This window comes from Vibrio sp. 10N.222.55.A1 (assembly GCF_041473835.1).
GTDB classification, from domain to species: Bacteria; Pseudomonadota; Gammaproteobacteria; order Enterobacterales; family Vibrionaceae; genus Vibrio; species Vibrio crassostreae_C.
Map to the genome: position 1 here is coordinate 35,887 of NZ_JBFRSX010000052.1, position 13,193 is coordinate 49,079.

10 protein-coding genes and 3 pseudogenes are annotated in these 13,193 nt (G+C 44.3%); 9 read left to right on the top strand and 4 right to left on the bottom strand.

The window, feature by feature from the left end:
* Positions 1-4: 4 nt before the first annotated feature.
* Together AB4493_RS16225 and AB4493_RS16230 are read left to right on the top strand one after the other, a co-directional pair.
* A pseudogene (locus AB4493_RS16225) lies at positions 5-1,312 on the top strand (IS4 family transposase).
* Between the two features lie 16 nt (positions 1,313-1,328).
* Positions 1,329-1,715 (top strand): annotated as a pseudogene (locus tag AB4493_RS16230) (4'-phosphopantetheinyl transferase superfamily protein); the annotation flags it as partial.
* A 2-nt stretch (positions 1,716-1,717) separates the two neighbouring features.
* Here the strand turns inward: AB4493_RS16230 and AB4493_RS16235 are convergent.
* Entirely contained in the window at positions 1,718-2,125 is a 408-nt protein-coding gene (locus AB4493_RS16235) for a thioesterase family protein (RefSeq protein ID WP_048607892.1), read from the bottom strand.
* A gap of 346 nt (positions 2,126-2,471) precedes the next feature.
* Here AB4493_RS16235 and AB4493_RS16240 point away from each other — a divergent pair, with 346 nt between their 5' ends.
* The 3 genes from AB4493_RS16240 to AB4493_RS16250 all read left to right on the top strand — a co-directional run bounded on the left by AB4493_RS16240 (position 2,472) and on the right by AB4493_RS16250 (position 5,652).
* Complete coding sequence (locus AB4493_RS16240) at positions 2,472-3,467, top strand: TRAP transporter substrate-binding protein (RefSeq protein ID WP_004736072.1); 996 nt, start codon at positions 2,472-2,474, stop codon at positions 3,465-3,467.
* A gap of 65 nt (positions 3,468-3,532) precedes the next feature.
* Positions 3,533-4,288 carry a TRAP transporter small permease gene (locus tag AB4493_RS16245; RefSeq protein ID WP_145565715.1) on the top strand — a complete coding sequence of 252 codons (756 nt, stop codon included), beginning with the start codon at positions 3,533-3,535 and terminating at the stop codon, positions 4,286-4,288.
* 2 nt (positions 4,289-4,290) lie between these two features.
* Entirely contained in the window at positions 4,291-5,652 is a 1,362-nt protein-coding gene (locus AB4493_RS16250) for a TRAP transporter large permease (RefSeq protein ID WP_372155427.1), read from the top strand.
* A 54-nt stretch (positions 5,653-5,706) separates the two neighbouring features.
* On the opposite strand, the gene AB4493_RS16255 is transcribed toward AB4493_RS16250, so the two are convergent.
* The 3 genes from AB4493_RS16255 to AB4493_RS16265 all read right to left on the bottom strand — a co-directional run bounded on the left by AB4493_RS16255 (position 5,707) and on the right by AB4493_RS16265 (position 9,158).
* Positions 5,707-5,880: a hypothetical protein gene (locus AB4493_RS16255; protein WP_017060624.1), complete on the bottom strand. Its 174-nt coding sequence runs from the start codon at positions 5,878-5,880 to the stop codon at positions 5,707-5,709.
* A gap of 78 nt (positions 5,881-5,958) precedes the next feature.
* Positions 5,959-7,308 carry a sigma-54 dependent transcriptional regulator gene (locus tag AB4493_RS16260; RefSeq protein WP_136974223.1) on the bottom strand — a complete coding sequence of 450 codons (1,350 nt, stop codon included), beginning with the start codon at positions 7,306-7,308 and terminating at the stop codon, positions 5,959-5,961.
* Between the two features lie 29 nt (positions 7,309-7,337).
* Positions 7,338-9,158 (bottom strand): ATP-binding protein, encoded by a 1,821-nt coding sequence (locus AB4493_RS16265; RefSeq protein WP_017060622.1) that lies wholly within the window; start codon positions 9,156-9,158, stop codon positions 7,338-7,340.
* Between the two features lie 163 nt (positions 9,159-9,321).
* On the opposite strand from AB4493_RS16265, the pseudogene AB4493_RS16270 reads away from it, so the two are divergent.
* The 4 genes and pseudogenes from AB4493_RS16270 to clpX form a co-directional block, all read left to right on the top strand.
* A pseudogene (locus tag AB4493_RS16270) lies at positions 9,322-9,504 on the top strand (hypothetical protein); the annotation flags it as partial.
* 294 nt (positions 9,505-9,798) lie between these two features.
* On the top strand, positions 9,799-11,097 hold the full coding sequence (gene tig / locus AB4493_RS16275; RefSeq protein WP_017060621.1) for a trigger factor: 1,299 nt from the start codon (positions 9,799-9,801) through the stop codon (positions 11,095-11,097).
* Between the two features lie 105 nt (positions 11,098-11,202).
* Positions 11,203-11,829 carry an ATP-dependent Clp endopeptidase proteolytic subunit ClpP gene (gene clpP, locus AB4493_RS16280; protein ID WP_004736080.1) on the top strand — a complete coding sequence of 209 codons (627 nt, stop codon included), beginning with the start codon at positions 11,203-11,205 and terminating at the stop codon, positions 11,827-11,829.
* Positions 11,830-11,910: 81 nt separating this feature from the next.
* Positions 11,911-13,191 (top strand): ATP-dependent protease ATP-binding subunit ClpX, encoded by a 1,281-nt coding sequence (gene clpX, locus AB4493_RS16285; protein WP_009847283.1) that lies wholly within the window; start codon positions 11,911-11,913, stop codon positions 13,189-13,191.
* Positions 13,192-13,193: the final 2 nt, after the last annotated feature.

A 13,193-nucleotide genomic window follows, 5' to 3' on the forward strand; every position in this document is an offset into this window, starting at 1 on the left:
TTTTATGGATGTTTTTCAAGCTCTAAACATAATTAATGATTGGAAACCTAGCAGCGTTGAGACTTTGTCTGACTTGCTTCCAATTGAACTCATTGACGAAGCCTATTCTCTTACTGATACTGTCACGATGAGAAAGAGGTAATTAACTTTAGAATCCATGGTGTGGCTGCTTGTTGGAATGGCTATCTATAACAGTAAATCCATGAAAGATTTAGTGAACCAACTTGATATTGTCGACCGTACAGGTAAAGCTTTTGTCGCACCGAGTGCGTTAACTCAACGTCGAAAGACGTTGGGTGAAGACGCAATTAAAGCGGTCTTTGAGCGAATGACTACGTCATGGTTAAACAGTGCAAAGTTACCCCAATGGAATGGATTAACGCTGCTTGGCGTCGATGGCGTTGTTTGGCGAACGCCCGATAACCCGCAAAATGAAAAGGCATTTTCTCGACAAAAAGGGACGCAATATCCGCAAGTGAGAATGGTCTGCCAAATGGAACTAAGCAGTCACATTATTACGGCCAGTGCATTTGATAATTACAATACAAACGAAATGATATTAGCTGAAAAACTGATAGAAACAACACCAAACCATAGCGTAACAATGTTCGATAAGGGGTTCTATTCTTTAGGTTTATTACATAAATGGCAAGACTCTGGCTCAGAGCGCCATTGGCTTATCCCCCTCAAGAAAAATACACAATATGACATTGTTCAATCTTTAGGGCGAAATGACAAACTTGTTCAATTACACAGTAATCCAAGAGCTAGAAAGCTATGGCCTGATTTACCAAAGTCGATAACCGCTCGACTTGTCACTCGTAAAATTAAAGGAAAAGACTACCAAGTATTAACCTCCATGACGGACTCCCTGCGTTACCCATCAAAAGATATTGCAGGCCTTTATGAGCATCGTTGGGAAATAGAGCTGGGCTACCGAGAGCAAAAACAATACATGCTTGGAAACCGTCTTACGCTGCGAAGTCGTTTACCAGAGCTGGTCAAGCAGGAGTTATGGGGCATCTTGCTTACTTACAATTTAATCCGATATCAGATGGTCGAGCTCTGCTTCAATTTAAAGGGAAATTACCTTCCTTATCAACTGAGTTTTAACGGCACGTTAGCTCATGTATCAGCGTTACTTGTAGGCTTACCTTATTCAACACCAGGCGCAATACCTCGTCAGCTAAAGGGGTTCCACAACATGGCTGAAAGCTTAATACTTGAAGGGCGAAGGGAAAGGACATTCCCTAGAAGAGTTAAACCCAGACCACAACGGTATGCTAAGAACAAAAATGCCGTTCACTCTTAAGTGAACGGCATTACTGCAGAGAGAGCGTTTTTTCGATCTTTGGGCGCTGAAGGAGTCGTATATCAAAGCGACAGGCAAGGGGCTAGCCACATCGTTGCGAAGCTTCTCGTTCGATTTCTCTAATTTGACCAAGCGAACATTTTTGACCAAGCAAGTAGTGGAACTCAGTTCGTCAGGCTTTCAATCAGGCTTGTATCGCGAAATCAGGCTACATAGCGGGATTGGGTTGAATTTGGATTCTGCTCAACAAGACGATAGTTCTACAGATTGGCAGTGTTGCTTAGGGCGGCTGGATGAACAGTATCGCTTTGCGGTGACGCTTGGCGGGAATTTGCTCCCCATGCAGATAGAGATGAGAACCTTTTCGTCGTCTCATCTCTTTACGTCTATGTGGATAAAATAAAGTTAGCTCGACTCTCCAAGCATCGCTTTTAATACTTCTGCGGGTACAGGCTGAAGTTGTTTGTCTTTATCTAGGCAAACCATCTCGATATCACCAATCACGGCAGGTTTGGTTGCATCTTTACGCCATACCTCTTGTCGCCATAAGGTTTTGTATTTGCCATCGAGCTCAAAAGAGGTTCGGATATCGCAGATCTCTGCGAACTCAACGCCGTCTTGAAAGGTCATATTGGCTTTATACACCGCAAACCCCAGTCCATGTTCATTCCACAACTCTGCCAGTTTATCGCTGCCCAACACATGCTCGCGCGCACGCTCAAAGTATTTAAGAAAGTTAGGGTGATAAACCACACCTGAGTGATCGGTATCTTCGTAGTAAATCTGTACTGGGTGATGGTAGATCTGACTCATGGGTAGCAACTCTTGGTAAGTAGTGGATCAGTAAATCTGACTAAGTTGTGCAGCACTCTACAGGATAGGTTGAAATTACTTCAAGGCATCATCGTGAAAGGGGCTTTTGGTCAGACCTCATTTATCACTGATGCTTTGGTCAACTCCCACCCATTTACAAATATTCTATGTGTCATTTTCCACCCATTAATTTTTGTAGCGAGTTAGCGACAACTGCAGGCAGATCTGATGAAGCCTTGCGGTTAAAGGCTTGTTAATGAATTGTGTCAATATGGCGCGCTAATTGCCTTAGTGAAAGCACGCAGTTCCCATTGAAGGGCTGCTTTGTTTACTAAGGAGAATAATAATGTTTAAGCCTCTTACCCTGCTGTCTGTATCTGCTCTGGCGCTCACAAGTTTTAATGCTGCTGCAAACTGTGACCCTGGTGAAATCGTGATTAAATTCAGTCATGTAACCAATACCGACAAGCACCCGAAAGGCATTGCCGCTTCTTTACTGGAAGAGCGAGTAAACACGGAAATGAATGGCAAAGCTTGTATGCAAGTTTTCCCTAACTCAACACTTTACGATGATAATAAGGTACTGGAAGCCCTATTAAATGGTGATGTTCAAATGGCGGCACCATCGCTGTCTAAATTTGAGAAGTTCACTAAGAAATACCGCATTTTTGACCTTCCTTTCCTATTTGAAGACGTAGAAGCCGTTGACCGTTTCCAAAACTCAGAATCTGGCGAAAAACTGAAGAATGCAATGAAGCGTCGTGGCTTACAAGGTCTAGCGTTTTGGCACAATGGCATGAAACAGATGTCGGCGAATAAACCTCTTATCAACCCTGAAGATGCGGAAGGTTTGAAATTCCGTGTTCAAGCATCAGACGTATTGGTGGCTCAGTTTGAACAACTAGGTGCTAACCCACAGAAGATGTCTTTTAAAGAAGTATACGGCGGCCTGCAAACTAAGGTTATCGATGGCCAAGAGAACACATGGTCAAACATCTACGGTAAGAAGTTCTTTGAAGTACAAGACGGCGTAACTGAAACCAATCACGGTATCTTGGATTACTTAGTTGTAACGTCAAACGACTTCTGGAAAGACCTACCTGAAGATGTACGTACACAGCTTGGTACTATCGTTCAAGAAGTCTCTGAAACACGTAATGCAGAATCTTCAAAAGTTAACCTAGCGAACAAAAATAACATCATCGAAGCCGGTGGTGAGGTTCGTACACTTACGCCTGAACAGCGTGAAGCATGGGTAGCAGCACTTCAACCAGTATGGAAGAAGTTTGAAAAAGACATCGGTTCAGACCTTATCGATGCAGCGTTAGCTTCAAACCAATAACACCGCTAAGGGAGTGGCGTGCATTTCGCCACTCCTTATTAAAATAACTATAAGCGGAGTCAATTATGGATAATCCTCAAATGGAACAACCAAATTCTAGCGAATCAGCACTGGAAACCTCTCTTTTTTCCAAAGTCGGAAGAGTTACGGATGTGATTGAAGAGTCATTAATCGCATTTTTCCTTGGCGCAATGACGCTACTTACTTTTGCCAATGTGGTATTCAGATACGCATTTAATGGCAATATATTGTGGGCACTAGAACTGACTGTGTTCATGTTCGCTTGGATGGTGTTAGTAGGCGCATCTTATGGCGTTAAAAAACACTTTCACATTGGCGTTGATGTCATTATTAACCTTGCCCCAGAAAAGCTACGTAAAGTGTATGCGTTAATCGCCGTTGCAAGCTGCCTGGCCTTTTCAATCTTACTTCTTATAGGTTCTTGGAATTACTGGTACCCGTTCGCGACTGAGCGCGCTTGGTACGAGACCGATGATATTCCAATGCCCGAGATGCTTCAGTTTCTTGCTGGCTGGCTGAATGAAGGCGAGCGATACGAGAAACTGCCACGTTTTATTCCTTATATGGCGCTGCCGATTGGTATGGCAATGCTGACGTTCCGATTCATCCAAATCGCTTATCAAGTGGCGACGGGCAAGCTTGACCGCATGATTGCAGGTCATGAAGCCGAAGAAGAGCTGGATGCATTGAAAGCTGATGTGTTAGCGGGTTCTGATGAAGACGCGACAGCGGTATTGAATTCGACTAAGCAAAACAAGGCGAACGAGTCGGGTACAAAATCTAACGGTAAGGAAGACTAATCATGGCAATGTTATTTCTATTTTTAATGGTAATTGCTTTCATGTTGGTCGGTGTACCAATTGCGATTTCCCTTGGTTTATCGAGCGTCATATTCTTGTTGATGCACTCTGATGCGTCACTAGCTTCGGTTGCACAAACGCTGTTTAATGCATTTGCAGGCCACTACACACTCTTAGCGATCCCTTTCTTTATCTTGGCCTCTAGCTTCATGTCCACAGGTGGTGTGGCGAAACGTATTATCCGTTTTGCTATCGCAATGGTCGGCTGGTTCCGCGGCGGTTTAGCGATGGCGTCGGTTGTGGCATGTATGATGTTCGCAGCGTTATCTGGATCGTCTCCAGCAACGGTAGTAGCAATCGGTAGTATTGTTATCGCTGGTATGATCAAAAACGGCTACACAAAAGAATTCGCGGCAGGGGTTATCTGTAATGCGGGTACTTTGGGTATCTTGATTCCACCATCCATCGTTATGGTTGTTTACGCTGCGGCGACGGATGTATCTGTAGGTCGCATGTTCCTCGGTGGCGTTATTCCTGGCCTGTTGGCCGGTGTGATGTTGATGATTGCTATCTACATTGCAGCACGTATTAAGAAGATTCCTGCACAGCCTTTTGTGGGCTGGAGTGAGATGTTCGCAGCAGCAAAAGACGCAAGTTGGGGTCTGCTACTGATTGTCATCATTTTGGGTGGTATCTACGGCGGTATCTTTACACCGACGGAAGCGGCGGCTGTTGCAGCGGTATACGCGTTCTTTATTGCCAACTTTATCTACAAAGATATGGGGCCGTTTGCGGACAAGAAGAATACAAAGCCTGCTTTGGTTAAAGTGTTCCAAACCTTCTTCCATAAAGATACCAAAGACACGCTCTATGATGCAGGTAAGCTGACGATCATGCTGCTGTTTATCATTGCCAATGCTCTGATTCTTAAGCATGTACTGACAGAGGAACGCATTCCTCAGATGATCACTGAGTCTATGCTTTCTGCAGGCTTGGGTCCGATCACCTTCTTGATTGTGGTGAACGTTCTACTCTTGATTGGTGGGCAGTTCATGGAGCCATCAGGTTTGCTGATCATCGTTGCGCCGTTGGTATTCCCAATTGCAATTGCACTGGGTATCGACCCAATTCACCTAGGTATCATGATGGTGGTGAACATGGAGATAGGGATGATAACGCCGCCTGTTGGGCTCAATTTGTTTGTGACCGCCGGGGTCGCGAAGATGTCGATGATGAACGTGGTAAAAGCAGCGTTGCCGTGGGTTGGCGTGATGTTCTTGTTCTTGATTATCGTAACTTACGTACCTTGGGTATCAACATGGTTACCGACCACCTTGATGGGACCAGAGATCATAACCAAGTAGCTATTTGAGTCATTCACTGACATGGAATTTAATCCATAAAAAATGAGGAGGTCGCTAGACCTCCTCATCTATATTTCTGCCACGATTTGAATGAGGCTTTATCTGCTCATACAAAGCGCGTTTTGCCTCTAATTCTGGCGTGTGTAGATCGACATGATTGTCAGCATAAAAAATACCATCTATCTCGAAAGTATCGGTAATCGATGGCACTTTTGTTTTCTCACCCATAACCACTTCCTTATTATATTTATTGCATAACATCCTGTTGTCGAAATAAGTATAGGTGATCTTGCTCCCAAATCTAATTTAGTTTGGTTCTACCTTATAAGATTCTTTCGTTAGCTGGTGCTTTTGCATCTTATCGTAGAGGGTTTTCCTCGGTAATTGCAGCCTCTCCATGGTCTCTTTTATACTGCCATTGCATTCAATAAGTGCCTGCTTCAACGTGTTTTTTTCAAAGTCAGATACCAATTCTGCCAAAGACAGTTCTTGAGTAGTTTCAGTGGCGCTGTCTGATAAGTGAGAAAGCTTACCTAAAAGTACAAAACGCTCTGCAGTATTACGTAATTCTCGAACATTTCCCGGCCAATCATGAGCCAAAAGTGCGTGCAGCTCCTTTTGTGGAAGGGCAGGGGCAGTCTTGCCATAACGCGCCGCAGCGACCAGTAAGAAGTGGTGGAAGAGTGCTGGGATATCTTCTTGTCGGCTTCTTAACGGCGGTAAATCTAAGGTCACAACATTGAGTCGATAATAGAGATCTTGGCGGAAAGAGCCTTCTTCAGCGGCTTTCTTTAGGTCGACTTTGGTTGCTGCTATCACTCGAATATCTAGTGGCACTAAACCGTTTGAACCAACTCGCTCAATAACGCGTTCTTGTAAGACGCGTAATAGGCGAATTTGTGCCTGCATCGGCATGGATTCAACTTCATCTAAGAATAGAGTTCCGCCTTGAGCAAACTCGAATTTACCCACTCGCATGCTTTCTGCGCCCGTGAATGCCCCTTTTTCATGGCCATACAGTTCACTCTCAATCAGGTTTTCAGGAACAGCACCACAGTTGACCGCGACAAAGTTTTGCTCTCGACGGCTGCTTTGTTCATGCAGAGAACGTGCTACTAACTCTTTACCTGTACCTGTCTCGCCAAACAATAATATATCGGCATTGGTGTCGGCAATATGGGTGATGATGGAGCGCAGCTCAGTCATGGATTGCGTATCACCAATGATTCTAGGGCCGAGTGCTTGGCTGGCTTTGAGTGAACGTTTTAACTCAAGGTTCTCTAGTGTGAGCTGACGTTTTTCTATCGCTCGCTTAGTGGTTTCGATTAGGCGTTCATTAGCGAAAGGTTTTTCAATGAAGTCATAGGCGCCGTATTGGATGGCTTGAACGGCCATTGAAATATCGCCGTGACCAGTAATCATGATCACGGGGATCTCTTTGTCTTTGTGCATCACGGTGTTGAGCAGATCATGCCCGGATAGACCTGGTAGACAGATATCAGTGATGATCACGTGAGGTAAGCCGTTTTCTTGAATCGCGAGCAGAGCAGACTCCGCATCGGGAAAGAATTCGGCATCAATGTCGGCGAGCTCGAAGCTCTGTTCAATCGCCATTCTTAGATCGGATTCATCATCAATGAAATAGACGTGACACATAGTGATTCCTTTACTTCTTTGTATTCTGGTTATTGCTGAGTTTTTGTTTGCTGTTCATGTCCAACAAGGGGCAACTCTATGCTGATTCGAGCACCGCCTTGAGGGCTACTACCGGTAACGAGCTTGCCATTTATTCCGTTGATTATTTGTTGAGAAATCGATAGCCCAAGTCCAAGTCCGTTTTTCTTGGTGGTATGGAAGGGTTCAAAAAAGTTTCCGCTAGAAGGGGAGGTGAAGCCGGGGCCGTTATCATCGACATGAATTAGCAAGGTATTGGCTTGTTGATGGTCGGACTCTCTAATCTCTAACAGAATAGCTAATTGTTTGTCATCTTGTTGTTCCACCGCCTGAATCGCGTTGGTCAGCAGGTTAATGATCACCTGTTCCAGTTGAATGGCGTTGGCGAGCACGCAAGCATCAAAGGTCTCAGGGAGTTCGTTGACCTTAACTCGCTCGCTCTTGAGTTGTGGCTTCATCAGCTCTTTCGATGAATGTAAAACTGGGAGTATTTGTAAGGTGTGTAGCTCTTCCGCAGTAGATTTTTTGGCGAACGAGCGAAGCTGGTGGCTGATTTTCGCCATACGATCAGTGAGTGCCGAGATTCGCGATAGATTGTCATCGACACGATCGGTTTTTTCTTTGGCAAGAAACAATCGGCCGTTGTCGGCATAACTGCGAATCGCGGCAAGCGGGTTATTCAGTTCGTGACTGATGCTCGCTGACATCTGCCCTAGCACTGCTAGTTTGGCGGCTTGGATGAGCTCGTCTTGGGTTTGCCTCAGAACATGCTCGGTTTCGATACGGTGTTTGATCTCAACATGTAACTCCGATGTACGTTCAAGCACTTGAAATTCGAGTTTTTGCTTGGCTTCGGATTGCAGCCTGTCTATCTGTGCTCGTCTTTGTTGTCTATGGTGGTTGAGCTGCATTGTTAGATAAATAATCGCAAAGATTAGGCTCAAAACCACAAGGTAAGCAACCAAGTCCCACCAAACTAAGTGGGTTGGAGAAAATACCCGTATGGTGAGTCTTGGTTCGGCTAGGAAACGCGAAGAACTAAAGAACTGCTCTTGGACGAGTTTGTGTGGCGACTCAATACGACTGGTGGCACTGTCTAAATCGCCGGAGAAGTGCAGGCTTTCTATTTTTGTATCGAGATACTGCCTGCTTTCTTGAATTCGAGTGTGTTGTACTTCGCTTAGCGGCTGAAGGCTTTTGAACAGCCACTCAGGGTTACTCGACATAAATACAATTTGATCTTTATCGTCAGCAACAAAAAAACTCTGTTTGCCTTTCCAACTTGCTTCAATCAGCGATAAATCCATCTTTACGACAATGACGCCAATAATCTCGGCGGCATAGGAGACGGGGTAAGAATAATAATAGCCTCGCTTTCCAGAGGTTGAACCTAGCGCAAAATATTGATTTTCATTGCCAATAATCGCTTCTTGAAAGTAGGGGCGGAAAGCAAAGTTACGACGAATAAAAGAACGCGGTTGATTCCAGTTACTGGCTGCAATGGTGGTGCCGATACTGTCTAGTAGGTAGGTGTCGGATGCTTGAATCACCGAGTTTACGTGCTCTAGATAACGATTAGTGAGTTCGATTTGCGCAGAGTTACTTGGAGAGTGCAGGGCATCGACCAGCTCTTTGTCTTTTGAAAGCAGCTCGGGAATGTGCGCGAACTTATCCAATTGGCTTGAAATATGAACAGAAAAGCGGTCCAGCTTAGATTGATGATCATTTAACAAACTTTCATGGCTCGTGCTCCACACCCAATGACCGCCAAACACCATCAGTAAACTGTATGTGACCATTAACAGTATTGGGATTTTAAAAGCTTGAAACATGAAGGCTCTCCGCTGATTTCTTTGGTAAACAATCAAGCCTGTCTTCTCTCGTTTATGGTAGCAAATAGCGGTAGTTTTTGCTGAAAGCAGAGAGTGAACAGATGGATGTAGGTTAAGGGTTTGTAACGGGGATTGTTGAAAAAGTTATCGACTCTGAGGGGTAAAACAAGAGCAAGATCTCTTTTTAAGGTTTTTAGCAAAAAAAGCCCTCGATTCCCTTGAAAAAGTCGCTATTGTCCCCATTTCTGTTGTGCTAAGTGATGATTTGATCGTTTTTGTATCACTTAGTTGGACGAATTTAGAGCATTCATCATCATGCAGAGGTGAACGGCTCGACAGAGATTAAACAGATCGCTAGAATGTCGCGTCTAAAATTTCTGTCCTGAGGCTAATCGGAGATACCTTTCTTGTTTCTGAAAACAAGCTTTATTGCGTTTTAATCGACGTGTGAAGAACGAAGATATCGCTGATTAGTCTGGTGTTTGGTTGAATAATCAATTCAGACATCAATGCTCGATTTTAAATTAGGTGTTCGGATAGAGCACTACACAAGGATGCAGCCAACAACGTCTGCTTTTGAATTAAAGCTAAGTTACGGCTCATATGCTCAGATTACTGAGCCAGTTTTGAGGTTTATATAATGCAAGTTACTGTTGAAACGCTAGAAGGCCTAGAGCGCCGTCTTAATATTACTGTTCCTGCTGCTAACATCGAAGATGCAGTTACAGCTGAACTACGCAACATCGCGAAAAACCGTCGTTTCGATGGTTTCCGTAAAGGCAAAGTGCCAATGAAGATGGTTGCTAAAATGTACGGCAAAGCAGTACGTCAAGACGTGATGGGCGAAGTAATGCAACGTCACTTCATCGAAGCGATCGTTAAAGAGAAAATCAACCCAGCTGGCGCACCTACTTTCGCACCAGTTGAAAACAACGAAGGCGCTGACCTAGTATTCAACGCAACTTTTGAAGTTTACCCAGAAGTTGAGCTGAAAGGTCTAGAAAACATCACTGTTGAGAAACCAGCAGTAGAAGTTAAAGAAGCTGACGTTGAAGAGATGATCGAAACTCTACGTAAGCAACAAGCAACTTGGACTGAAGTTGAAGCTGCTGCTGACGCTGGTTCTCGTGCAACTATCGACTTCGTTGGTTCTATCGACGGTGAAGAGTTCGAAGGCGGTAAAGCTGAGAACTTCCCACTAGAGATGGGCGCTGGTCGCATGATCCCTGGTTTTGAAGACGGTATCGTTGGTAAAACAGCAGGTATGGAATTCGAAATCGACGTAAACTTCCCAGAAGATTACCACGCTGAAAACCTAAAAGGTAAAGCAGCTAAGTTTGCAATCAAAGTAAACAAAGTTGAAGCTCGTGAACTTCCAGAACTAAACGAAGAATTCGTTGCTAAGTTCGGCGCAACTGACGGCGTTGAAGGTCTTAAAGCTGAAGTTCGTAAGAACATGGAGCGTGAGCTTAAGCAAGCTGTTAAGAACCGCATCAAAGAGCAAGCTATCGACGGTCTAGTTAACGAAAACAACATCGACGTACCTTCTGCTCTAATCGATCAAGAGATCGGTGTTCTACGTCAACAAGCTGCTCAACGTTTCGGTGGCAACACTGAAGCTGCTGACCAACTTCCACGTGAGCTGTTCGAAGAGCAAGCTAAACGTCGCGTAGTTGTAGGTCTTCTACTTGGTGAAGTAATCAAGACTGAAGAGCTAAAAGCTGACGACGAGAAAGTTAAAGCTATCATCGAAGAGATGGCTACAGCATACGAAGATCCAACAGAAGTTATTGCTTACTACGAGCAAAACGAGCAAATGATGAACAACATGCGCAACGTTGCTCTAGAAGAGCAAGCTATTGATGCAATCATCGCTAAAGCTCAAGTTTCTGATAAAGAAGTTAGCTTCAACGAGCTAATGAATCAGCAACCTGCTTAATATAGTAATATCTGACGTAGAAGGTTGACGTACGGTCAACAATTCTGCTAACAATGGTCCGTATGATTTAATCATTCGGGCCATTTATTTTAGGGACATAAGAATATGAGCTACCAAGAAAAAAATACAATGCCATCGATTATGGACGCACTAGTTCCTATGGTGGTTGAACAGACTTCCCGTGGTGAACGTTCTTACGATATTTATTCTCGTCTATTAAAAGAACGTATCATTTTCTTAACAGGTCAAGTGGAAGACCACATGGCAAATCTTGTCGTGGCTCAACTGCTTTTCTTGGAATCAGAAAACCCAGACAAAGATATCTATCTTTACATCAACTCACCTGGCGGTAGCGTAACAGCAGGCATGTCTATCTACGACACAATGCAGTTCATCAAGCCAAACGTGAGCACAGTATGTATGGGTCAAGCTTGCTCTATGGGTGCATTCTTACTAGCGGGTGGTACTCCTGGTAAGCGTCACGTGCTTCCAAACTCACGTGTAATGATTCACCAGCCACTTGGCGGTTTCCAAGGCCAAGCGTCTGATATTCAAATTCACGCGCAAGAGATCCTAACGATCAAACAAAAGCTAAACAAACTATTGGCAGAGCACACAGGTCAGCCTCTAGAAGTTGTTGAGCGCGATACAGATCGTGATAACTTCATGTCTGCTGATCAAGCAGTAGAATACGGCTTGGTGGATTCAGTTCTTAATCACCGCGGTCAATAATTGCAGGGCAATTGTTTAACGCAAAGTGATTCAAATTGATATACACTCAAGCATAGAGAGTTAAGGCTAAGAGGTTAGCGAATGACAGATAAAAGCAAAGAGGGTGGTAGCGGTAAACTGCTTTACTGCTCTTTCTGTGGCAAAAGCCAACACGAAGTTCGCAAGTTAATCGCAGGTCCTTCTGTTTACATTTGTGATGAATGTGTCGATCTTTGTAACGACATTATTCGTGAAGAAATTAAAGATGTTCTTCCTAAGAAAGAATCGGAATCGCTGCCAACGCCGCGTGAGATTCGTGAGCATCTTGACGACTATGTAATCGGTCAAGAATACGCGAAGAAAGTGCTAGCAGTTGCAGTTTATAACCACTACAAGCGTTTACGTAATGGTGATACGACAGCTGAAGGCGTAGAGCTAGGTAAGAGTAACATTCTTCTTATCGGTCCTACTGGTAGTGGTAAAACACTACTGGCTGAAACATTGGCTCGTTTCCTAGACGTTCCTTTCACAATGGCAGACGCAACAACACTAACCGAAGCGGGTTACGTGGGCGAAGATGTTGAAAACATCATCCAGAAGTTGCTTCAGAAATGTGATTACGACGTAGCGAAAGCGGAACGCGGCATTGTTTACATCGATGAAATCGACAAGATTTCTCGTAAAGCTGAAAACCCATCAATCACGCGTGACGTGTCTGGTGAAGGTGTACAGCAAGCTCTACTAAAACTTGTTGAAGGTACAGTTGCTTCAGTTCCACCTCAAGGTGGTCGTAAGCATCCACAGCAAGAGTTCTTGCAAGTGGACACGTCTAAGATCCTATTTATCTGTGGTGGTGCGTTTGCAGGCCTAGATAAAGTGATTGAGCAACGTGTAGAAACAGGTTCAGGTATCGGCTTCGGCGCAGAAGTGCGTTCGAAAGACGAAACTAAAACTATCGGTGAATTGTTCACTCAAGTAGAACCTGAAGATCTAGTGAAGTATGGTCTAATTCCTGAATTCATTGGTCGTCTACCTGTTACAACAACACTGACAGAGCTTGATGAAGAAGCGCTAATCCAAATCCTTTGTGAGCCAAAGAATGCACTGACAAAACAATACGCTGCATTATTTGAGCTTGAGGATACAGAGCTAGAATTCCGTGAAGACGCTTTACGTGCCATTGCTAAGAAAGCAATGAACCGTAAAACGGGTGCTCGTGGTCTACGCTCTATCTTGGAGGGTGTTCTACTAGAAACTATGTACGAACTGCCATCTTCAACTGATGTAAGCAAGGTTGTGATTGATGAGTCGGTAATTAATGGTGAGTCAGAACCACTATTAATTTACAGCAACTCAGATAACCAAGCAGCTGTTGCAGAGTAGGT